The organism is Paenibacillus glycanilyticus (assembly GCF_051200795.1).
In the GTDB taxonomy this organism is placed as follows: Bacteria; Bacillota; Bacilli; order Paenibacillales; family Paenibacillaceae; genus Pristimantibacillus; species Pristimantibacillus glycanilyticus.
The window spans coordinates 1683138-1705780 of record NZ_CP195155.1; the positions used below are offsets into that span (position 1 = coordinate 1683138).

General features: G+C 46.1%; 18 protein-coding genes. 15 read left to right on the top strand and 3 right to left on the bottom strand.

Annotated features, from left to right (window positions below; translation table 11 throughout):
• The first annotated feature begins 74 nt into the window (after positions 1-74).
• From ACR9FF_RS07580 to ACR9FF_RS07610, 7 genes are all read left to right on the top strand, one after another.
• On the top strand, positions 75-956 hold the full coding sequence (locus ACR9FF_RS07580; RefSeq protein WP_116393825.1) for a carbohydrate ABC transporter permease: 882 nt from the start codon (positions 75-77) through the stop codon (positions 954-956).
• Positions 956-1813 carry a carbohydrate ABC transporter permease gene (locus tag ACR9FF_RS07585; RefSeq protein WP_435170085.1) on the top strand — a complete coding sequence of 286 codons (858 nt, stop codon included), beginning with the start codon at positions 956-958 and terminating at the stop codon, positions 1811-1813. Before ACR9FF_RS07580 ends, ACR9FF_RS07585 begins: the two co-directional genes overlap by 1 nt.
• A gap of 24 nt (positions 1814-1837) precedes the next feature.
• Positions 1838-3658: a cache domain-containing sensor histidine kinase gene (locus tag ACR9FF_RS07590; RefSeq protein ID WP_201003912.1), complete on the top strand. Its 1821-nt coding sequence runs from the start codon at positions 1838-1840 to the stop codon at positions 3656-3658.
• A complete protein-coding gene (locus tag ACR9FF_RS07595) occupies positions 3655-5277 on the top strand; it encodes a response regulator transcription factor (RefSeq protein WP_127494986.1) in 1623 nt (540 codons plus the stop codon). Before ACR9FF_RS07590 ends, ACR9FF_RS07595 begins: the two co-directional genes overlap by 4 nt.
• A 25-nt stretch (positions 5278-5302) precedes the next feature.
• Positions 5303-6910 (top strand): glycoside hydrolase family 3 protein, encoded by a 1608-nt coding sequence (locus ACR9FF_RS07600; RefSeq protein WP_435170088.1) that lies wholly within the window; start codon positions 5303-5305, stop codon positions 6908-6910.
• A gap of 155 nt (positions 6911-7065) precedes the next feature.
• A complete protein-coding gene (locus tag ACR9FF_RS07605; RefSeq protein ID WP_435170090.1) occupies positions 7066-7407 on the top strand; it encodes a hypothetical protein in 342 nt (113 codons plus the stop codon).
• A gap of 69 nt (positions 7408-7476) precedes the next feature.
• Positions 7477-8046, top strand: a complete 570-nt coding sequence (locus ACR9FF_RS07610) for a histidine phosphatase family protein (protein ID WP_435170092.1) — start codon at positions 7477-7479, stop codon at positions 8044-8046.
• A 75-nt stretch (positions 8047-8121) separates the two neighbouring features.
• Here the strand turns inward: ACR9FF_RS07610 and ACR9FF_RS07615 are convergent, their stop codons facing one another.
• Positions 8122-11535 (bottom strand): S-layer homology domain-containing protein, encoded by a 3414-nt coding sequence (locus ACR9FF_RS07615; RefSeq protein WP_435170094.1) that lies wholly within the window; start codon positions 11533-11535, stop codon positions 8122-8124.
• A 223-nt stretch (positions 11536-11758) separates the two neighbouring features.
• Here ACR9FF_RS07615 and ACR9FF_RS07620 point away from each other — a divergent pair, with 223 nt between their 5' ends.
• The 7 genes from ACR9FF_RS07620 (at position 11759) to ACR9FF_RS07650 (ending at position 20270) form a co-directional block, all read left to right on the top strand.
• Complete coding sequence (locus tag ACR9FF_RS07620) at positions 11759-12232, top strand: GNAT family N-acetyltransferase (RefSeq protein WP_435172054.1); 474 nt, start codon at positions 11759-11761, stop codon at positions 12230-12232.
• A gap of 40 nt (positions 12233-12272) precedes the next feature.
• Complete coding sequence (locus ACR9FF_RS07625; protein WP_435170096.1) at positions 12273-12851, top strand: histidine phosphatase family protein; 579 nt, start codon at positions 12273-12275, stop codon at positions 12849-12851.
• Between the two features lie 314 nt (positions 12852-13165).
• Positions 13166-14899 carry an extracellular solute-binding protein gene (locus ACR9FF_RS07630; protein ID WP_435170098.1) on the top strand — a complete coding sequence of 578 codons (1734 nt, stop codon included), beginning with the start codon at positions 13166-13168 and terminating at the stop codon, positions 14897-14899.
• 109 nt (positions 14900-15008) lie between these two features.
• The gene (locus ACR9FF_RS07635; protein WP_201003924.1) at positions 15009-15869 is read left to right on the top strand and encodes an ABC transporter permease; all 861 of its coding nucleotides are present in this window, start codon (positions 15009-15011) and stop codon (positions 15867-15869) included.
• 11 nt (positions 15870-15880) lie between these two features.
• The gene (locus ACR9FF_RS07640; protein ID WP_201003926.1) at positions 15881-16759 is read left to right on the top strand and encodes a carbohydrate ABC transporter permease; all 879 of its coding nucleotides are present in this window, start codon (positions 15881-15883) and stop codon (positions 16757-16759) included.
• 101 nt (positions 16760-16860) lie between these two features.
• Positions 16861-18570, top strand: coding sequence for a sensor histidine kinase (locus ACR9FF_RS07645; protein WP_435170101.1), 1710 nt, complete (start codon positions 16861-16863; stop codon positions 18568-18570).
• A gap of 2 nt (positions 18571-18572) precedes the next feature.
• Positions 18573-20270: a response regulator transcription factor gene (locus tag ACR9FF_RS07650; protein WP_435170103.1), complete on the top strand. Its 1698-nt coding sequence runs from the start codon at positions 18573-18575 to the stop codon at positions 20268-20270.
• 158 nt (positions 20271-20428) lie between these two features.
• Here the strand turns inward: ACR9FF_RS07650 and ACR9FF_RS07655 are convergent, their stop codons facing one another.
• A complete protein-coding gene (locus ACR9FF_RS07655; protein ID WP_435170105.1) occupies positions 20429-20872 on the bottom strand; it encodes a VOC family protein in 444 nt (147 codons plus the stop codon).
• A 60-nt stretch (positions 20873-20932) separates the two neighbouring features.
• Between ACR9FF_RS07655 and ACR9FF_RS07660 the strand changes: the two genes are divergently transcribed.
• Positions 20933-21778, top strand: coding sequence for a helix-turn-helix domain-containing protein (locus ACR9FF_RS07660; protein WP_435170107.1), 846 nt, complete (start codon positions 20933-20935; stop codon positions 21776-21778).
• Here the strand turns inward: ACR9FF_RS07660 and ACR9FF_RS07665 are convergent.
• On the bottom strand, positions 21775-22344 hold the full coding sequence (locus ACR9FF_RS07665; protein WP_435170109.1) for a YdeI/OmpD-associated family protein: 570 nt from the start codon (positions 22342-22344) through the stop codon (positions 21775-21777). The genes ACR9FF_RS07660 and ACR9FF_RS07665 overlap by 4 nt on opposite strands.
• Positions 22345-22643 lie beyond the last annotated feature (299 nt).

The window sequence follows — 22643 nt, forward strand, 5'->3', positions numbered from 1 at the left end:
CACCTCTATCGCGGTCGAACATCTTCAAATGGCTTCGGTAAAGGTTTTTTTCAAAGGAAGCAGGAGGCGAAGTTATGAACAAGGCTCTCAGAAATCCGTATACTTATATCGCGTTCATTCTACCAACGCTTGTATTGTATGCTTTGTTTTTTGTATATCCGGTTATCGTATCGTTTGTTTACGGATTTTTTCAATGGGACGGCATTACGCAAAAGGTGTTTATCGGCCTGGACAATTTCACCCGGCTGTGGAAAGACGACGTTTTTCTGAAATCGCTTGCGAACAATTTCTACTTTATGGCGTTCTCCTTGATCGTGAATATTCCGCTCGTCTTCCTTATCTCGATTCTGATCAGTAAGGTTGGCCGTATGCGTGACTTTTACAAGTCGGCCGTGTTTGTTCCCGTCGTAATCTCGACGGCAACGGTCGCTATATTGTTTGGCGTATTGTACAACTACGATTCGGGTCTTATCAACCAATTTATCCGTCTGGTCGCGCCGGACAGCTGGGCACGCGAATGGCTGTCGGATCCGAAGCTTGCGATGCTCTCGATTCTGATTGCGAACGCGTGGCAGAACATCGGGTTCTTTATCGTCCTTTGTCTGGCTGCCATTCTGAACATTCCGAAGGAGATTGTCGAAGCTTCCAAGATTGACGGCGTCAACGGCTGGAGCGAGACTTGGCTTATTACGCTTCCGCTGATTCGTCCGGTGTTGTTCGTTATGCTGCTCCTCACGGTATCCGGCACGATGAAGGTGCTTGATATCGTTCAGATTATGACGAACGGCGGTCCGTTCCAATCGACCGAAGTTATGTCCACGTACATGCTGAAGGTGGGCTTCCGCTCGATGGAGCTTGGTTACGGCAGCGCGATTGGCGTTACGATGTTTATTCTGATTCTCGTGCTTACGGGCATCCTGCAAAAACTGACGAAGCATGAGGAGGTGCAGTACTGATGAATGCAGCAATTACGGGCCTTCGCAGAGGAAAGTTCTGGATTCATTTTTCCTTGATCGTGTACATTATCGCAACGCTGTTCCCGCTCGTGTGGCTGCTAATGTCCTCTTTCAAGACGAGCCGCGAGATTACGGTTAATACGTGGGGTTTTCCCAAGCATTTCAATTTTGACAACTACCGTCAAGCCTGGGAGACGGCAAAAATCGGGCTGTACGCTTTAAACAGCGTAAAAGTTACGGTTATCGCCTGTCTAGTCACGCTGCTCTTTGCGGCGATGACATCCTTCGCGTTGTCCCGCATGAAATACTCCCGGATGAACAAAGCGGTGTACCAGTTTATCCTGTTCGGCCTGCTTGTTCCGCCGGGGGCGCTGTTCATTCCGCTGTACCGTTTGATTCAGCAAATGAGCGTTGGCGGCATTCATTTATACAATTCGCATTTCGGCCTTATTTTGGTATACTGCACATATGCATTGCCCATAACCGTATTTATTATTTATGCATTTATGTTATCTATTCCCAATGAACTTGAGGAAGCTGGAATTATGGACGGGCTGACGGCCGGCGGCTTATTCGTCAAGGTTGTATTGCCAATCTCCCTGCCGGCGCTCGTTACGGTAACGATTCTTAATTTTATCGGCAACTGGAACGAATACATTTTATCCCAATTATTTATAACATCCGAATCGCTCCGCACGCTGCCGACGGGTATGGCCAGCTTTAATGACGGTTACCGTACGAATTTCGCCGCATTATCGGCTGCCGTTATTATGAGTATTATTCCGGTGCTTGTTGTGTACTTCTTCTTGCAGAAGCAAATTATCGAAGGCATGACGGCGGGAAGCGTGAAGGGCTGAGGATGACCGGAAGGGGCCCGCTAGATGAACTTGAGACCGAAACTGATGCTTGCTTTTATATTTCTGGTCGTGGTTCCGATGATTGGACTTGGCATCGTGTCTTTTCTTAATACGGAAGCCGTGCTGGAGAAAAAGTACAGCGAGCAGACCGAGATCTCACTCAAGGCTGTCGGAGGGAATATCAAGTACTTCTTCAAGGAGCTTGATCAGCTCTCCGACACGAATTTAACGAGCTCCGAGGTACAGGATACGCTGAATTACACGAAATATTATTCCAGCGATGACGCCAGCACCCTGATTGCCATTAACCAATCCGAGAAGGAAATGAAGCGTATCCTGTTTCAGCATCCGGCTGTAAGCTATGTGGTGCTGTATGCGATGGATGGAACGATGTTCCGCGCATTCCGCAATGATCCAACGACGTTCCGGCCGATTGCCTTCGAGGCGCTAAAGGATCAGTCCTTATATAATGAAACGATTCAATTAGGAGGCCGTCCGAAGTGGATTGGCCCTTATGAGCATCAAGAGCTGACTGGGGTTGAACCGCCTCTATTTACCCAGCTCAGACTAGTTAAAGACTATGAAACCCTTGACGACCTAGGCCTTATGATCACGCAGTATAAGACCGAAGAAGTTTATTCGATGCTGAATACCTTCCTCAATCCGGAGGCGGAAGGCCCCAATTCCAGATACGTTATTGTAAACTCCGAAGGACTTGTCATGCTGGACAGCGGCAAGCATTTCGAAGGGACCAATATATCGGAATATTCCAGCGTTTTACCGCAAAATACGGCCGATTACTCCAGCGCAAGACTGCGTTTTAACGGGGAAGACAGCCTTGTCTCTTCCTATAATCTCGGCTTTAACGACTGGGTGCTCGTATCCGTAAAGTCATGGGATATGCTGACGAACGAAAACGAACGTTTTGTCCAATGGATTGGGATGATTACGATTCTATGTATCCTGTCGGCTATTTTGTTTAATATCTTTTTCGTGAACCGGGTAGCGAAAAGCATCATTAAGGTCGTCCGCAAAATGCGTCTCGTTGAGCAAGGTCTTCTCGATATCCGCGTTAACGCGCAGGGCAAGGATGAGACGGTGCTTCTCGCCAACAGCTTTAACAGCATGGTGCAGCGCATTGGCGATCTGCTCACGGAAGTTCGAACGGAGCAAGAGCGCAAGCAGCATGCCGAGATGATGCTGATGCAGGCGCAGATCAAGCCGCATTTCTTGTTTAATACGCTGGAGTCCATTAATGCGCTCGCTGCTCAGAATGAAGGCGGAAAGATTATGATGATGGTGCGGCGGCTCAGCAATCTGCTGCGCACAAGCATGCATCATAGCGAAGAGATTTTCCTCAGCCAGGAGATCGAGCATGTCCGCAGTTATTTGGAAATTCAGAAGTACAGATTCGAGGATTTATTTACGTATGAATTAAACGTATCGGAAGAGGCGTTGGAGTATTCCATACTCAAGTTGACGCTTCAGCCGCTTGTTGAGAATAGCATCCAGCATGGCTTTGAGGGGCTGGAAGACGGGGCAGGCATAATCACCATTGAAGTCACGGTCGAAGCCCATCAGATTGTTATTATGGTCAGCGATAACGGACATGGCATGAACGAGCAGACGCTCAAAAAATTCGCCGAACGAGAACAGCAGCTGCCAAGCGGGAAACGGCGCAATGCCGCAGAGCTTGGAGAACGGCGGGGACTGGGGCTCCGCAACGTGGCGGATCGCCTTCGCATTCATTATGGTCCATCTTACGGATTAAGGATTTGCAGCGCGGAAGGATTTGGCACAGTTATACGCTGCACCATTCCGAAGAACAGAGGTGAACGATTATGAACGGCAAAGTATTGCTCGTAGACGATGAACCGCATATTACCCGAAATCTCGAGAAGGTTATTCCGTGGGAGATGCTTGGCTTAACCGTTGGCGGAACGGCGAAAAACGGGATGGAGGCTCTTGAGCTTCTGGAATCGGAATCGTTCGATCTCGTGTTATGCGATATTCGGATGCCGGTTATGGACGGGCTGGAGCTTGTCAGGCATATTCGGGAAAAAGGGACGGAAAGCGACATTATTATGCTATCCGGCTATCAAGATTTTGCCTATACCCGGGCTGCTATTCAATACGGCGTGAAGGATTATGTCTTAAAGCCTATCCCTTATGACGAATTAACGGGAGTTATTGCCCGGGTAATGGCCAATCAGCGCCAGAAGAAAAAGCAGCAAAGCGAAGAGCAGCAGAAAATCGGCCGCATGATTGATCTTGCGAGCGAAAAGGTTTTATACGATATTTTGATGGACTATACCGAGGTTACAAGCGGCAACTGGCTGTTTAACGGGGAAGAGCAGGAGCTGGATAAGAAGTATGTGCTGATTGTGCTTGATCTCGACGTCAGCTCGGAGCGGACCAAGGATTGGCGGGAGTGGTCGGACAAGGAGCGGAAGCTGTGGAACTTCGCGGTCTGCAATGTCCTTCGGGAAAGGCTTCAGCAGAACGGTCTGCATCATGCGGTAATCCAAATCCGCGACGGCGAGTGGTGCGTGCTTATCGAATGCGAGAAGACGTTAGCTTACAATTTGAAGCAAATTACGATCTGGACGGAGCTGCTGCTTACGGCGGTTAAAAATCACGTCAAGCTATCGCTGTATGCCGGCATTTACCGGGATTACGCGGATATAAAGGCGTTGTCGCAGGCATACAAAATGGTACAGCAGGGGATGCAGCTTACGCCGGTGCAGGAGCAGATTTCCGTCTACCCGAATGATTGCGCCGGGGCTTCAAGGGAAGATCAAGCCTTCTGGGATACGTCCGAGAAGCTGATCGGGGCTGTCAAACGGGGCGATACATCGGTTGTTGACGAGGAGCTTAAGCATCTGACCGCCCAGCTGCAGTTGATGAACGAGACTTCGCTCGGACGGTTTAAGCCGATGCTGCATTTCTTTGTATTAAATCTGATGCGCGAAACGAAGGAAATGGGGATTTTTTCGCGCGAGCAGGAGGATCTGCTCTGGCTGAAGCTCGACCGCAGGTTCGGCATTAAGGATCTGTTGTCGGTCATCCTGCAGGTGACTAAGGCCGTTGCCGAGAAGTCGACGGACAAGAAAAAACAGTCCGAACGCTCCATGGCGGAAGCAAAGGCGTTCCTCGGCCGCAATCTCTACCGGGATCTGAGCGTAGAGGAAGCAGCGACCCATGTAGGCTTAAGCACTTCTTATTTCAGCCTGCTGTTCAAACAAACCTATAACGAAACCTTTATTGAATACGTGACCCGTGAACGGATGGAGAAGGCGAAATCGCTTCTCGCCGATACGATGAAAAGCATCGCTCAGATCGCCAAGGAAGTTGGTTACGCGGAGCGGCGGTATTTTACAAAGGTCTTTATGAAGTATACCGGGGAGAATCCGACGGATTACCGGAGCAAGCATCAGTTGGTTCAGGAGGAGCAGGAAAGCTAGATTAGCGGGGAGAGAGGGGAAGGTAATGGGAGAGTATAATTGGAACGGCTGGTCGCTAAGGGAGAAGGTTGGACAGCTGTTTGTATTCGGATTTCACGGCTATGAACCTACGGAAGAGATCACATCGTTAATTGAAAAGTATGGCATTGGCGGCACGATTTACTTCGGACGCAACGTACGCAATGCGAAGCAGGTTCATCAGCTTTCCAGCTCGTTGAAGGATATTGCCGGTCGTGCCGGTCGGCCTAACATGCTCGTCGCGATCGACCAGGAAGGCGGCATGGTGGCCCGGATTGTAGACGGGGTCACGCTGATGCCCGGCAATATGGCGCTTGGAGCAACGGGTTCGGCTGAGGGAGCGGGAGAGACCGCCCGCGTATGCGGCGAAGAGCTTCGCTTGTTAGGCGTTACGATGAACTACGCGCCATGTCTTGACGTTAACAACAACCCGGATAATCCGGTTATTAACGTCCGTTCCTATGGCGACCGGGCGCACATTGTCAGCGAGCTTGGGAAAGCTGCCCTGCTGGGCTATCAGGCGTCAAAGGTAGCCGCAACGGTAAAACATTTCCCGGGCCATGGCGATACCTCGGTAGACTCCCATCATGATTTGCCGGTGCTGCCTCATAGCCGGGAGCGGCTGGATGCGATCGAGCTGGCACCGTTCCGTGAGGCAATTGCGGCTGGAACAGCTGCAATTATGACGGCGCATGTCTGCCTGCCAGCGCTCGATCCGTCGGGTAAGCCTTCGACTTTGTCCCAGCCGGTCTTAACCGGCCTCCTGCGTGAAGAGTTAGGCTACAAAGGGATTATCGTCACCGATTGCCTCGAGATGGATGCCATTGATCGATTTTACGGACCGGCGAATGGCGCGGTACAGGCCATTCTAGCCGGAGCGGACATGGTTCTCGTCAGCCATACGTATGAAAAACAAGTGGCTGCGCTTGAAGCCGTGGTAGCTGCCGTTGAGAACGGCGAGCTGTCCGAGGAGCGGATTAACGAATCGCTCGCCAGAGTGATGCAGCTGAAGAAGGATTATGAGATTGAAGCGCCTCTTGCGGCTTGGGAAGCGGTTGAACCAAAGCTTGCAACCTCCGGCAACCAAGCGGTTGCACGGAAGTGGAGCGAAGCCTCGGCTACGCTAGTGAAAAATGAAGGCTCGCTGCTTCCGCTGCGTCGGGAAGCCCGTACGCTTGTGCTGTGGCCGGATATCAAGCCGGTATCCGTTGCGGATGAGATGTTGTCGGGAGACGGTACGCTTGGGGACTATTTGAAGGATCGCCTTGATCAAGTCGAGGAGCGTTCCATAAGCGGCTCGGATCCGCTTGCCGGCGTGGAAACGTTCGAGCAGATTGTTGTTGTCACTTACGATGCAACAAAACATCCGATTGAACGCGAGATCGCAGAGCAAGTCATTAAGCTGGCAGGCGACCGCACCGTTGCGGTGTCTGTCCGCAATCCGCTGGATCTGAACGTATATCCCGATGCGAAAGCCTACCTGGCCGTATATGAATGCCGTCCGCTTGCCCTGGAATCAGCCGCCAAAGTATTAACCGGCGAGCTGAAGCCAAGCGGCGCATTACCGCTTGAGCTATCCGCGCAATACCCTTTTGGCTGGAATGTAGCGCTGTAACAATAGAAATGCCTCTGATCTCGTCATGATTGACGTTCAGGGGCATTTTTTATTTAAGGGAAGAGGCGAGAGTTACCTGCAACAAATCAATATCCTTTTACGTTTTTTTGTGAAGGAGATATTTTCCATTTTACTTTCGGGGAGGAGGGGAATCTATGAGGATGATAGTGTTAGTTTTGATAATGTCTTTCCTCTTAGCGGGTTGCAGTGACCAAAATGAAGAGTCAAGCTCATCATATCCAAGCGCTGTTGCCTGGAATAATATTCTATATGGATATTCGATTGAGGAGATTTCCATTGAAGAAATCGGTAAAGAAATAGGTAAGATTAAAAGACAAACAACCCCTATGCCGAAAAAAAATGGTGACTCAAATGACCTGCGCATACCAATAGGAAGTATTTTGTTTGAAATAAAAGGAAAAGACCCCAATCAAGCCATTGCAATAAAAGTAGATGATAAGTATTTTAAAGCTTCGAAACTGGGACCTCTGAATTAATGAGCTGCGATTATCACCCGATGTGATATCACAAGTAATATAATGATTTAACAATTTAAGGAGGACGATATGAACACCATCATCTATATGGTCAGGCATGCTGAATCGCCATACAATGAAGGAACGGAAAGAACAAGGGGACTTACCGCTAAGGGCAAGGACGATGTTGAAAAAGTTACAGAAATTCTCAAAGAAGAAGGAATTGATGTCGTCATATCCAGCCCGTATAGCCGAGCAATTCTGAGTATCGAGGGATTGGCACTAAACTTGGGATTAGATATCGAAATATTTGAAGATCTCAGGGAAAGGCATTTTGCTAGCGAAGTTATTGAAGATTTAATGTCGGTTATTCATGAGAAATTTTATGATTTTGATTATTGTTTACCGGGTGGAGAGTCTAATTATGAATGCCAGAATAGATCTGTATCAGTGATAAAAAAATTATTAAAAGAACGCTCCGGGAAAAAAATAGCTATCGGAACTCATGGACTTGTAATGACATTGATGATGAACTATTTTGATTCGAGCTATGGTTTGGATTTTTTAAATCAACTGGAGAAACCGGATATTTATAAATTAAGATTTGAAAATTTAGAACTAAAAGAAGTAACAAAAATGTGGAATGGGGATTTTCGATAGTACAAGAAACAGCGGTAGTTTTGGACTACATATCTGAGTCCAAGGCTACCGCTGTTTCTATTTTTCTGTTTACTTTTACTTAGCCATATATTCGACGAATCTTACAAAGATAGTGGCTACTTCGGCGCGGGTGGCGGTGGCGTTCGGGTCAAAGAGGTTGTTCGGCTTGCCTGATACAATGCCGATGCCCCTCAGCGCCTGAACGGCCTTGAGCGCCCATGAGCTCATCTCACCCTCGTCCGCGAAGGACTTAGATTGGCTTTCAGGTATCTCATAGCCCTTGTACTTCATGTAGTTGTACAGGATCACCAGCAACTGCTCGCGCGTCATCGGTGAATTGGGGTCAAACAGGTCTGCGTTTATACCGTTGACTATGCCGCTTTCGGCTGCCCACTCGACTGCCGCCGTGTACCATTGCCCGTCCGTCACGTCGCTAAAGCGGGAACTCGTGTAGTCGGAGCGGTTTACGTTCTCAAGATTGGCTAGTACCTGCACGAACATCGCGCGCGTCATAGAGGTGCCCGGTGAGAACGTCGTGGACGTCGTGCCGTTGAAAAGACCGTATGTGTAGGCGAAGTTTACGTAGCTGTAGAACCAGTCTTCCTTGTTGACATCCCTAAAAGGATTGCCCGACATTACGAGGAACCCCAGCGGGGTGTCGTCATCTAACACAAGCTCCGTACCCTCATGGAGGTTCAGCGACATGCCGCCGGGTAGCGTCACTTCGGCGCTCTTGCCCGCCGGAATGGTCACTTTATCGTTTAAGTCTATAGTTGTGCCTTCGGGTACCTTAATCTTCGTCCCACCCTTGATCGCGATCTCGCCGCCGCCGGGCAGGGTGGTGTTGCCGTTTTTGTCTGTGACCGCGGGCTTATCCTTAGGTGTATTCAAAGTGTAGTTCGACTTCGATCCCGCGTCTGTCCCGTTGCCCGAATTTCCGCTGTTGCCACCAGAAGTTGTCGTCTTCGTCGGCGTAGCCGTTGCACTGATCTCCGCGCCTTCACCCTTCGCATTTACCGCAACGATCTTGAAGGTGTAGGCTTGGTCATTTGTCAGGCCCGTGAAGGTATATTTGGTCTCCGCTGCCCCCAGTGTGACTAGCTTCACGCTGCCATACCAGACCTTGTAACCCAATATCGCGCTGCCACCGTCGTCAGCCGGAGCAGTCCAGCTTAATGCGACCTGTCCGTCGCCCGCCGTTGCCTTGAAGCTGCCCGGAGCACCAGGACCGTCCGTTTTTCTCTGCGCGAACATCCAATCAAAGACGTCTGTGTAGTCATTGCTCCAAGTCGGCAAGTTAGGGGACTGCGCCGTTGGAGCAATGCTCCAATTCCCCATCGTTATCTGGTTGTAAAGAACCGCAGCTTCAACCTCGTGCGCTATATAATCAGGCAGGGCAGGTGTGTTGGCCGGATTCGGCCTCTGACTCGGCTGATCATATTGATTGTAGGGCCATGTAAGAGCCTCATTGCTCTCAAAGCGGGAAGCTCTCGCGTTGGTCATTTTCGGCATATTGGTGTTTATGAAGGTAGCGAGGTTAGTCTGGTATATTCCAACGTTATTCGCATTGATAAACATCCAATAGGCCAGTTTGGCGTGAGCGTCGTTGGTGCTCGCGTTCGGTGATCCGTTTACCGGAGACATAGGTGCTGCGGCCGCGAAGAAGCCGGGGTAGTCGTTAACTAAGGTGTTCGTATATAAGCCGCCCCATGAGAAGCCGGCCACGTAAATACGGTTAGGGTCTACTGCGCCGCTGGCAATCAGGTCGTCTATAACCTTCTTAACATTGGCTGTGGAGGGAGTAGATACGCCATTATAGGAAATATTCAGGATATGGCTGGCGTATTTTTTAGGGTTTTCCTCCATTTTCTTCATTAAAGCGACCGAGCCATTGGCGGATTTCATGGCCGCTTTAGGGTCTGTTTCAGCGTTTGTGCCGCCGCGTGACCTGCCGTGGGTATAGACATACAGCGGCAATCGTTGCACCACGTTACCGTTGCCATCCTTGTGAAGGTAGAGCGCGCGATTGACCGAATCGCCCGTAGGTGTTGTAAACTTGTCAAGGATCGGATTCACAACTTTGTCCTGCTCAAAAACCACGTTGCGAAGCGAACTCCCATCTGTTAGTTGGATCTCGTCGTTCTGGACGATGTTGTAAACCTGCTTTGTCGAGTTACTGTTGCCGTCCAGCGTTATATTGCCGCCGCTCTCTGAATAAAACTCAAACTCAACTACGATGTAACGGCCGCTTGCCAGTCCTTCCTGATAATCCGGTGAATGGCTTACCGTGCCCAGATAGCCGCGTACTTTTGGTTCGTTGTTGGCGTATACCCTTGTGATCTTGCGCGTCCCTTCAAAGGTCACCGAGTCGCCGCTGAGGGTCGTGTTCCTAGCCGATACGGTAAACAAGCCCGGTTTAAGCGCGGAGCTTAACGCCGCCTTCCCATTGCCTAAGTCAATGATGACGGCCGTCGTGTACTCGCCACGGGCGAAGTTGTCATTCCATACGATAAAGGGAAGCTGCTTCGCGTTCGGATCGTTTTTGAATGTCACGTGAATGGTATGGTCAGCCTCAATGTTTGCAAAGGTATAAGTGCCAGCAGTTAGAGTCACGGCCTCGCCGTCTACCGTTACGGTATCCACTATTTTGCCGTGATTGGGGTTAAACGTAAATTGTTTGCTTGAGCCCTTAGCAAGTCTCAGAACATCGCCGGGAGGGTCCGGCGTTATTGTACCGCCCGGTCCCGCCGTGGCTGTGATTGAGAATCTGGTATCCGCTTCATTGGCTGAAGTGAGCTGCAGGCTGTCTGTAAATGAAGCATCGCTGGAATAACCCGCGTCCGGAACTCCGAAAGAGGAAACGACTTCATAGCGGTCACCGCCCTTTTCCGTTGAGTTATTGATATAGACCTCAAAGGTAAGCTTGCCTTCCTGTAAGGTCAAGGTTCCTTTGGGTATTCTCATCTCCACGATATATCCAGTATCCGTGATCTGGGTCCACGCAGCTCTGCCAGGAGCGGACTGTCCTGAAAACACACCCGTCGCGCTGACACGCCATTGGTTTGAGCCTCCGGATCCATTGCCGACATAAAACTCCAGGCTGTCGTACTGGTAATCTCCGCCGGCTCCCTTATATAAATTGCTGTCCTCCACAACTACGCGGGCATACAGGTAGTCGTGGTCCCAAAGGATTCTGGCTGTGCCCGTGGCATGGGGTCTAGGGTCGTCGGGTACAGTGCTTTTGTTGATGGGATGTTCCATTGTCAAGGCCCACAGTGGGTCGTTTGACCCGAGTTCGGGAGTTCCGAAAATGGCGGTCGGCGTTTCATTCGCCTGCAAGCTTGCAAGAGTTGTAGAACTGAGGTCGCCATTAAGTGCTTCTGCGTACTCGCTGTTGTCATTGGCGGCGGCAAAGCTGGCAGACATTAGCGACGCCACCATTACCAAGCAACAGAGGAACGCGAGCATTCTGCCAAATCGTTTTGACATAAATGAAAATCCTCCTTATTTTTCGATCCGGTGCGCCTAGGGCTTACCGCATCGTATTCGGACACATTGTCAGTTTGACAAACGCCCAACTATATGATGTTGTATATTTACCAGGTTTACAACCTGTCAAAATATAGAATCTATGGAAACGCTTACTCCGAGAGATCTTTAACCATAATCATGATTCCATTCAAATAATAGCTGATGCGGAGGGATATATTTGATGATGGAGGTTTCATTATGTAAAGCAGATTTAAAAGATGCAGTGAATATTCATGAAATGAAGGTCAAAGCGTTTATGCCCTTGTTGGAAAAATATCAGGATTTTGAAACAAGCCCCGCCAATGAAACCTTAGAAAGAATTATCACTCAAATCAATCAATCTTTTACGGATTATTTCATCATTCATTATCTTGAGGCTGCTGTTGGTGGAATTAGAGTCGTGAAAAAAGATAATCAAATTTATAGTATTAGCCCAATTTTTATACTGCCAGAACATCAAGGAAAAGGTATAGCTCAAAAAGTTTTTACATTGGTTGAGCAGATATATGATGATGCAAAGTCATGGAAGTTGGGTACCATCCTACAAGAGAAAGGAAACTGTTATTTGTATGAGAAGCTAGGCTATAAAAAAACAGGTGCAACAAAAGTAATTAACGACAAAATGACAATGGTTTTCTATGAAAAGCATTTATAGGTGATTAGCCATTGGAGTTATAAAGCTAGGGGGCAGATAGATGGAGTTTCTATTTATTCGACACGGTCACGGAGAACACCTCAACGATTATCCCAATCGGTTGAATACTTTACACCCTAGTCTGACGGAATACGGCGAGTTTCAGGTAGCTCAACTGCGAGACAAAGTAAGAATTAACCCTGATGATTTGATGCTTGTAAGTCCTACCAAACGTACAATTGAAACAGCTTCGATATTACACGAAAGCTTAGACTTCATTATTTCCCCTTTTGTTGGTCCAAGAATGTTCCCACAAAATCAAGAATCCCTTTTTCTATCTTGTGATCAGATCCTTTCTAAAACTGAGATTACAAACCTATATGGAGATGTAAAAATTCTTGATTTTAATTTGGACTGTTGGAAGGAAGGTATAAATAGGATAGACCAAGAGGTTTTCGAAGGGTATGCAAAGCAATTATTAGATTGGATCCCGGAAAGTTATAAGAGAGTATTGATTATCTCACATGATGGTACCATAACGAATTATCGGATTTTGCTTGGAGAAAAGGGATTAACAAGAAATGATTTTCTCGGTGAGGCAGGAGTTTACCGGATGAAAATAAAGCCTTTTTATCTTTAAGCTATGGGAGACACTAGTTTAAACGGCTCTACAGTCAAATGAAGAGCAGCGGAGTTGCGATATCAACTATAGCTTAATCACAAAAGCTGCAGCAGACCGGAGGATCTGCTGCAGCTTTTGTTTTGAAACGGGCATGCGTGCTTTAGACGAGAAGGTAAAAAAATGACAACGATCTAAAAAAGTGGAAGCATAGGGGGATGGCATGGAGTAAAGAGATGATAATGAAGTAACAAATTGAAAATATACGATCAGTAAAAAATAACATAGAATTTAAAATGTGCTTAGTATTCACACTATATGAGAGGGGTTTTAAGGTGAAGAAAAATCAACCGTCTTCAAAAGCAATACTTCTTATGTTATCGCTGATGCTTACAACGGGCTTTATTTCAGCATGCAGCTCCAATTCACCCGAGAAGCAGTCGAATACTCCAACTCAAAGTCCAGCAAACAACAGTAGTACGGGCAACAATGAACCGAAGGAATCGGTTTCCGGAGATGCTGATCCGTTCGGCAAGTATGAAACGCCGCTTACGATTCGCTTTACTCGTGATGTTGACAATGACACCCAAGATAATATCATTCCTAAAACTCCAGGAGAAACGATTGAAAGCAACAGATGGTTGAAAGCGTTTTCCGAGAAGCTAGGCATTAATGTTACGTATGACTGGACAGTTAGCACCGGCGATGCTTATACCCAAAAAATGAATGTTACGTTAACATCCGGTGACTTGCCAGATATGCTTCGCGTAACGCCAGCGCAAATGAAGCAGCTAGCCGAAGCGGATTTAATCGAGGATTTAACGCCATATTGGGAGCAGTACGCATCGGAAGATCTAAAGAAACTTTACGCTGAACAAGGACCGGCTGTGCTTAATTCTGCTGCAGTTAACGGAAAGATTGTGGGACTTGGTAAGGCTGACGTTTACGGTGATGGTGTTTATTTATGGATCCGCAAGGATTGGTTAGACAAATTACAGCTTCCTGAGCCAACCTCCCTGCAGGATGTGCTGAAAATATCCGAAGCGTTTACAACACAGGATCCAGACGGGAACAAGGTAAATGATACGTATGGCTTAGCTTTAACAAAAGATTTATACGGCGGCGCAATGGGCTTGGAAGGATTTTTTGCAGGCTACCATGCTTATCCGAATATGTGGATTGATGACGGCTCAGGAAAGTTAGTTTGGGGCAGCACGCTCCCTGAAGTTAAGGAATCATTGAAAGCGCTTTCTGATATGTATAAGGCAGGTCAGCTTGATAAAGAGTTCGGGGTTAAAGACGGTGGCAAAGTAGCCGAGAGTATTGCAGCCGGTAAAATCGGCATTGATTTTGGCGCTCAATGGAATCCCATGTATCCGCTCATCAGCAATTATCAAAATGATCCAAATGCCAACTGGGTAGGTTATGCTCTTGTTTCCGTAGACGGTAAACCGGCCCTTTCTCCGCAAAGATTCCAAGCGGACAGCTATTGGGTAGTAAGAAAGGGATTCTCTAACCCTGAGGCGCTTATCAAAATGTTCAATTTACACGTGGAGCTTAACTGGGGCAAAACAGGAGATTTTGACTACTATTACATGCCGGCAGCAAATGATAGCGTAGGGGTGTGGAAGTATTCCCCGGTTCAGCCTGCGTCAGCATTTAAAAACATTCGAGCTTTCCAAGAAATCGAAAAGGCTAGAAAAGATAATAGCTTTGACAGCTTAACGGGTGAAGCATTAGCTATTTATCGCAATATTAAAGCTTTCGAAGACGGGGATGTTTCGCAATGGGGTTGGCCTAAGATCTACGGAGCAGAGGGCGTTTACAGGCATGGGGTTAATTATATGGATAACGAACGATTCAAGTATGAAGCGTTTGCCGGTCCGCCGACAGAAACGATGGCTGAAAGAAAATCTACATTAGAGGCATTGGAGAAAGAAACATTCGTCAAAATTATTATGGGTGCGGTGCCTTTGGATGATTTCGATAAATTCGTAGACAACTGGTATAAAGTTGGCGGAACAGACATCACGAAAGAAGTCAATGAGTGGTACGCATCAAACAAATAACACGTTATGGAAAGCAAGGAGCATCCTTGCTTTCCATTTTCTTAATCCATAGGAGAAGGTGATTGAGCTGAATTTAAAAAAATTAAAAAGAGAATTGCCGTTAAATCTCATGATCTTGCCAGGGTTTCTATTCGTCATCCTATTTAGCTATGTTCCTATGGCTGGCATTATTATAGCGTTTCAACGCTTTATTCCGGCTAAAAGGCTCTTTGGCGATCAACAATGGGTCGGTTTGAAAAATTTTAAATATGTGATGAGCCTGCCCAATTTCGACAATATTTTGTGGAATACCTTTTATATTGCGTCTTTGAAGGTCATCTTGGGCTTAGTTGTTCCCATCGTGATTGCGTTGCTGTTAAACGAAATGAAGCATGTCCTATTGAAGCGCAGCATTCAAACGGCAATATACCTGCCGCACTTCCTCTCCTGGGTCGTATTGGGCGGCATCTTTATCGACATCCTGTCCCCTACAAATGGACTTATTAATACGTTGATTAATAAGCTTGGCTTTGATTCCATATTCTTTTTGGGTGACAATAAGTGGTTCCCGTATACGATGATATTAACGGATACGTGGAAGGATTTCGGGTACGGAACGATTATTTATCTTGCTGCGTTAACCGGGATTAATCCGAATCTGTACGAGGCGGCTCAAATGGATGGGGCGAATCGTTGGAAGCAGACGATACACATTAGCTTACCCGGCATTCAGATGGTTATCGTATTATTGATGGTCTTGAGCTTAGGGAATCTTCTGAATGCAGGCTTTGACCAAATCTTTAATATGTACAGCCCGATGGTCTATGAGAGTGGAGACATACTCGATACTTTCGTCTATCGGATCGGTTTGTTGGATGCGCAGTTTGGCGTAGCTACGGCAGTCGGTTTGTTTAAATCCGTCATTGCATTGATCCTTGTCTCAACCTCTTATTTTTTTGCTTATAAATTTGCCGATTATCGAATCTTTTAGGAGGTATAGGAATGCGAATCAAAAAAAAACTAGACTGGTTTTTAGTCATTAACAATATCTTTCTCCTTCTGGTCGCTGCGGTTTGCGTGCTTCCGATGATTCATATTTTAGCGATATCCTTATCGTCAAGCGCGATTGCGTCTACCGGTACGGTAACCTTTTGGCCCAAAGAGTTTTCATTAACCTCCTATGAATTTGTTGCTCAGCGTAAAGCCTTTTGGGACTCCATGCTTGTATCCCTGCAGCGCATCGCTCTTGGCGGCGCAATTAATGTGGTGTTAGCGACAACGATTGCCTATCCTTTATCCAAGGAAAAGAAAGACTTTAGTTTTCGAGCCTTCTATGCATGGACCTTTTTCATCACGATGATTTTTGGTGCCGGTTTAATCCCAACCTACATGCTGGTCAAGGAATTAGGACTCATCGATACGGTTTGGGCATTAATATTGCCTGGTGCGGTACCTGTATTTAGCGTAATCGTCCTTTTAAATTTCTTTAGGCTAACCCCAAAGGAATTAAGCGAATCCGCATTTATAGACGGAGCAGGCCATTGGAGAACGTTATGGAGCATTTATGTTCCGGTATCCATGCCGGCTATTGCAACGATTTTATTGTTTTCATTGGTTGGTCATTGGAATAGCTGGTTTGATGGGCTCATTTATATGAATAATCCAAGCAATTATCCGCTGCAAAGCTATATGCAAACGGTTGTTGTGCAAAAATCATTTACGACATTAACACCTGAGGAAGCGAAAGTAATGGCTAAAATTTCCGATAAAACGTTAAAGTCCGCACAGATCTTTTTAGGTGCTCTGCCGATCATTTGCGCTTATCCATTTTTACAGAAGTATTTCGTAAAAGGTATGGTTCTAGGCAGTGTTAAAGGCTGATCGCGATCAGCCGTCCATGAGGCCGCTAGCGATGAAACAAATAGTCATGTTTTGTGCTATGATTTTTTGTTAATATGTAGGAAAAGAAATAGAAGGAGGGGGTGGCAATTAAATCTAGCATTTTTGTTAGATTAATGGCTACATTTTTAGCCGCAATCTTGGTCATTGTCGCTTTAGGTATTTATATGTACAACTGGAGCTTAAAGACGGTTAAAGATGAAATTTACAAATCAACGACGGCTCAGGTTACCTTTTATTTAGAGGGGCTGGAGGCAGAAATCGATCGAATAAAAATATTGCAATATGATGTTTTAAATGATGAGGATTTAAATAAGCTTGCGATACGATATACGATTATGGACGATTACGAAAAGATGGAGAGTATGAGAAAGCTGCATCATCGCCTGGTATCCATACAAAATAGCAATGCTTATATTTCAAATGTTAGTGCGCATATTTACCCTATACAAAAGACCATTTCCTCCAAAAAATCAGTGGGCGCTTTGAATAGGGACAAATTTGAAGCATTAAGAATTCCGGAAGGGATGAAGGGCGCTCAATTATTAATGTATAATGGGAACCTTCATCTCAGTACATTTCTATCGGGCAACATGGGGTTAAGCCCTTTGTTTATGATCGAAATCGAACTAAATACGGAAGTATTCCGGGAAGCGTTAAAGCAGTTCGATACTTATCCCGACAGTCAGTCGATTTTGCTGGATCTAACAAACGGGTTAACGATATATAGCGACGAGGATCACATGTTCGACGATGTTGTTCATTCGTTCGCAAGAAATGAAAGCGAATTCAAAATTGGCAAAGTGATTAGTCATGGCGACACGTTCATCATCGCGGAGAAATCCGAATACTTAAATATGGTGCTGTTTCGATTCATACCTAAAGATGCTGTACTAGTTCCGACAAAAGGATTTTACGTGTGGCTATGGGTGTTTACGGGTGTAGTACTTATCCTTGTCACGTTTATCTATGCTTACACCTACCAGTTAATTCAACGTCCGATGAAGGAGCTTGTGAAATCGTTCCGCAGTGTTGAAAAGGGTAATTTCAATGTCAAAGTCGAAGTGAATCACAACAATGAATTTGATTACTTAAACAAGGGCTTTAATTCCATGGTTCAAAACGTCTCGAATCTCATTGATCAAGTGTATAAACATAAAATTCTTGAACAAAAAGCCGAGTTAAAGCATCTTCAATCTCAAATCAGCCCCCACTTCTTATACAATAGCTTTTTCTTAATGAACATGATGGCGAAAGTAAAGGATGAGAATTTGATTCCTTTTACCAAGCTATTAGGGGAATATTTTCAGTTTATTACGAAAAATGACTCCGACTTTATTTCTTTGTATGAGGAAATTGAGCATGCAAGAACCTATGCCGATATTCAGTTAATGCGTTATCCAAGCAAGCTGACGATTGAATTTGAAGATTGTCCGCCTTTCTTTAAGGAAATCAGCGTCCCTAGATTAATCGTGCAGCCAATTATCGAAAATGCTTTTAAATATGCGGTAGAGCATTCAAAAGGTCTCGTCACCATTCGGGTTTATTTCCAAACGACAGATGATAAGCTATCGATTTTTGTCGAGGATAATGGAAAGCAATTAACCGATGAAAAATTGCTGGATCTAGAAAAACAATTCATGGAAGCACACAGCAGCGAATCGTCTGGGCTGAACAATATTCATCGAAGATTGCAACTGATCTATGGTGAGGAGTATGGGCTGCAGGTAGCAAGAAGTGAGCTGGGCGGATTATTAGTCAGATTGCAAATTCATGCTAAGCTGAGGGAGTAGCCATGTTAAGACTTTTGATTGTAGATAACGAGGAAATTATAGTTAATCATTTATTTGAGGTATTTAGAGGGATGGACCACTTATCGCTTGACGTGTATAAGGCATATAGCGGTGAAGAAGCGATAGAGTGGCTGCATCGCACCCGTATGGATATTGTGTTAACGGATATCGATATGCCGAATATTAACGGGCTGCAACTGATGGATGAAATATTTAAGCAGTGGCCGCAATGCAAAATCATCTTTTTAACGGGTCACAGCGAGTTTAGTTATATCTATAAAGCGATCCAGCATCCCGATGTAAGCTATATTCTGAAACTGGAGGATATCGATAAGATCATACAAGTTGTTGAGGAGACGGTGTTCAAAATCCGTAAGGAAATCAAAACCGGTGATCTCATCAGAGAAGCCAAAGAAAAAATTCACATCGCATTGGAACTGTTTCAGGAAGGTTATCTGCTTAACTTATTAAAGGGGAGCTCCATGGTAAAGGCAACGAAGGAGCAATTTGACCAGCTTTCTCTGCCCATTACGGATGAAGCCCCTGTTATCCTTGTTGTAGGTAAATTAGATGATCTATCGCTCCAAGACGATAACTATTTAGAGAAAATACAGCAAATTTACTCTGTTCGACAAATGATAAAGCGGTATCTTACCTCTAATTTGAAATGCGTCATCATTTTAGACGATCATTTTAGATTTACGATCCTTATACAACCGAAGGAAAACGTAAACCCGGCTACGGAGGATTATGTCCATACTTTACACTATATAAAGGGAATGCTTGAGTCCGTCCAGCAAAGCTGCCAGGATAAGCTCAATCATTCTATCAGCTTTACCGTTGGCAGTAAACCGACGACATGGAATGATATCTCGCAGCAATATCATGCCTTGCATTCCCTTTTGAATTACCGAATTGGAACAGAGAATACGGTATTATTAGTAGATGATGAAGTGCCCTCGACTGCTGCAGCGGAGAATAAAGCGGAATGCCCTGACGATGAGGAATTTGAAGCAGAGCAAAAATTACTGTCACTTACAACTACGAATTTGTTTACTTTCATAGAGCAATATTTAGAATCAGGGCTGAAGGATAAGTATTTTGAAGAGCTGGAGCAAATTTTGCTGCCTTTAAGCTTGATAAAAAATAAAAATAATCTGGTTGCCCAGCAAGTGTATTGCTCTATTTCAATGTGCTTATTGTCTTATATGAATCGTTGGGGATTGCGTGACAAGGTAATCAGCAAAATAGGTGAAATCCGGTTTGTTAATACGGTTAGTTTTTGTAGTTGGGCCGATGCAGTCACTTATATAAGAAAGCTTTCCGTATGCGTTTTTGAACTTCAAAAGCTAGAGCAAAAAAGAAGGGCTGATAATGTAATCTCGTTTATTCAAAATTTTATAGTTTCACATCTCGGTGAGGATTTGTCTCTTGTTCGATTATCCGAGCAAGTGTATTTAAACCCCTCATATTTATCAAGAATATTTAAGCAAGAAACGAAAAAGAATTTAACGGAATTCATTGATGCAGCCAGAATTCAAAGAGCCAAAGAATTGTTAGTGAATGAAAACATTAAAATACATGAGATTGCCAGACAAGTAGGTTATGAATCAGCTACCTCCTTTACAAGGTTCTTCAAAAGCTCAACAGGCTGCTCACCGCAAGAATATAGAGATTCATACGTGATGAGGGTTAAGTGAGCGAATCCGCATATCTATGCCGAGATCGCTGCTTCGCTGGTCTTGTCAATTTTTCACTTGTAGATTGTCAGAAACCTTTATCCGCAGCCTGTTTGAATCGCTTGAGTAATTGAGCACTCTCAATGAGCGAATTCAGCAGGCTACAGACGGGGTCATGTTTATTCGCTTTGCTCCTGCTGCAAGGTACTCCATACTTCCCGATAATGCGGGCTGTGAATCAAGCCGATAATGTTGCCGAACGGATCTACTACCGACGCAGTTAACCAATTCACGCCACGCTCGGTCAGTGGTTCGTATTCCGTAGCACCAAGCTCTTTCAACTTCTTCAGCATAGAGGCAACGTCGTCCACGTGCCAGTACAGCGTCGCACCACCTGATCCCGCCATATTAGCTGCCGGAGGTGCATACTTCTTATCAATGATCCCGAGCTCGTTCTGGTAATCGCCGATCCGGTACTCGATATACGCGGGAGTTTTCGGATTCGGGGCTTGAAAGTAAGGCTCCGCACCGAGTAGATTCGTATACCAAGTCCTCGCCTCATTCACGTCCTCCGCCCAGAAGCTAACGTTGGCCATTCCTCTTAAAGTTGTTGTGTTTATCATTGTTTATTTCTCCTTTATTTATGGTAAATTGGAAAGTATATAACGATTGTAGGTGATGTCATGGGTACTGTATTACAAAAATCCGCATCCGGCTATAAGTCTCTCGGGCAAATGGATCCCGCTGGGTTCGAGCATCACATCGCATTCGATACGTATCAGCCGCCAATTGGCTTATCTCCGTTCGTCCTTCATTTCTGGACGATTCAATGGCACAACACGACGGGCCATCCATATATTTCCGAGCAGGTCATGCACCGCCCCTACGTTGACGTATTCGTCTCTCTGCCGGAATCAGGCATCCAGTGCACGTACCGGAATCGGCGGGATTACGAAGCGGCTGACAGAGGTCGCATTATCGGCGCAAGGTTTCATCCCGGCGCGTTCCACGCGTTTCGGAAAGGGTCGTTGGCGGGACTGCATAATGGGAAGATCGCTTTGCAGGACATTTTCCCAGATGCTGATCAAGCTTTCGTTGAACGTACGCTCTCCTTGGAAGATGCCGCCGCCGTCGGCGAGCTGGCCGATCTTTTACAAGCCCAAAACCCGCAAGACGACCCTCAAATCGCGATCGTAAGCCGCATTATCGAGGCTATCGAAAAGGATGGCATGCAGACCGTAAAGGAAGTGGCGCAATGGTCCGGAATGAGTGAAAGATGGCTCCAGCAGCTATTCCAGACATACGTTGGTATCGGGATTAAGTGGCAGCTCCAAAGGAACAAACTGCTGAAAGCCGCTTCGTCCATTCGCTTATACGATGCCCCTGATTGGGCGGATATCGCTTACGAACTTGGTTACAGCAGTCAACAGCACTTCATCTCGGACTTCAAGCGCGTCCTGGGCAAGACACCGGCGCAATACAAAAGAGAACTCCGCGATCCTGCATCGCCTATAAGCGATCAAGTTTAACGAACGTATTCCAGCTTGGCGATCACTTTCCGCAACCGAGTTGATCGGACGCTGGATGTCGCTGCTTTCAGAATAGGCAGGAATAAGGCGTACTGGGCGGTCTTGTCGAGCCGATGGAATGCCTGCTTCGCTTGCGTATGCAACTCTAGCGCGGCTGCGAGATCCGGCGGAATCTCCGCCGTCTTCTGGGATTCGTATGCGATATCCCATCGACCGTCAGCTTGCGCGAGGCGAATCTCCGCGTACCCTTGTTCCTTCATTTGTCCGGTCTCAATCAACTGCTCCGCTTTCTTTACGTTGACCTTAGACCAAGGACTCTTAGAGCGCCTAGGAGAATAGCGTTGCAAATAATATCGTTCGTCGAATGACCGCCTGTGACTGTCGATCCAGCCGTAACACAGTGCACAGTCGAGCGCCTCCTCAATGGTGATCGACTGGATTCCAGTACCTTTTTTGGCGACCCGAATCCAGGCCTCGTCTTTCCGGTCGCTATGCTCTGCCAGCCATAACTCCCACTCCTGGGAGTTGGTAAAATCGAAAAAAACCACTGCATCGGATGTTGCCATTTTGTCGAATGCCCCTTTCCAATTCGTTTGTTATTCATCTGTCTACCTTCAAGATACCAAAGATCATACGAGACGTATTACAAAAAACCGCAGCGAACGGATCAACCAACGTTTACTAAAATTGTAAAATTGGTTTTAAGCATTGAAGATGTACTCACCTATGAAGAATTCTTAAATAGTCAGTAGTTTAATCAACAAAGCTGTAGCAGATCGGAAGATCAGCTGCAGCTTTGTTTTATTGAAGTAAGTGTGGGTGCACTTAGATTCATAAATGAAAAAGCATCAACTACACAAATTTA

Coding starts and splice junctions, on each gene's coding strand:
- ACR9FF_RS07580 (WP_116393825.1), top strand. CDS start 75: ATGAACAAGGCTCTCAGAAATCCGTATACTTATATCGCGTTCATTCTA.
- ACR9FF_RS07585 (WP_435170085.1), top strand. CDS start 956: ATGAATGCAGCAATTACGGGCCTTCGCAGAGGAAAGTTCTGGATTCAT.
- ACR9FF_RS07590 (WP_201003912.1), top strand. CDS start 1,838: ATGAACTTGAGACCGAAACTGATGCTTGCTTTTATATTTCTGGTCGTG.
- ACR9FF_RS07595 (WP_127494986.1), top strand. CDS start 3,655: ATGAACGGCAAAGTATTGCTCGTAGACGATGAACCGCATATTACCCGA.
- ACR9FF_RS07600 (WP_435170088.1), top strand. CDS start 5,303: ATGGGAGAGTATAATTGGAACGGCTGGTCGCTAAGGGAGAAGGTTGGA.
- ACR9FF_RS07605 (WP_435170090.1), top strand. CDS start 7,066: ATGAGGATGATAGTGTTAGTTTTGATAATGTCTTTCCTCTTAGCGGGT.
- ACR9FF_RS07610 (WP_435170092.1), top strand. CDS start 7,477: ATGAACACCATCATCTATATGGTCAGGCATGCTGAATCGCCATACAAT.
- ACR9FF_RS07615 (WP_435170094.1), bottom strand. CDS start 11,535: ATGTCAAAACGATTTGGCAGAATGCTCGCGTTCCTCTGTTGCTTGGTA.
- ACR9FF_RS07620 (WP_435172054.1), top strand. CDS start 11,759: ATGATGGAGGTTTCATTATGTAAAGCAGATTTAAAAGATGCAGTGAAT.
- ACR9FF_RS07625 (WP_435170096.1), top strand. CDS start 12,273: ATGGAGTTTCTATTTATTCGACACGGTCACGGAGAACACCTCAACGAT.
- ACR9FF_RS07635 (WP_201003924.1), top strand. CDS start 15,009: ATGATCTTGCCAGGGTTTCTATTCGTCATCCTATTTAGCTATGTTCCT.
- ACR9FF_RS07640 (WP_201003926.1), top strand. CDS start 15,881: ATGCGAATCAAAAAAAAACTAGACTGGTTTTTAGTCATTAACAATATC.
- ACR9FF_RS07650 (WP_435170103.1), top strand. CDS start 18,573: ATGTTAAGACTTTTGATTGTAGATAACGAGGAAATTATAGTTAATCAT.
- ACR9FF_RS07655 (WP_435170105.1), bottom strand. CDS start 20,872: ATGATAAACACAACAACTTTAAGAGGAATGGCCAACGTTAGCTTCTGG.
- ACR9FF_RS07660 (WP_435170107.1), top strand. CDS start 20,933: ATGGGTACTGTATTACAAAAATCCGCATCCGGCTATAAGTCTCTCGGG.
- ACR9FF_RS07665 (WP_435170109.1), bottom strand. CDS start 22,344: ATGGCAACATCCGATGCAGTGGTTTTTTTCGATTTTACCAACTCCCAG.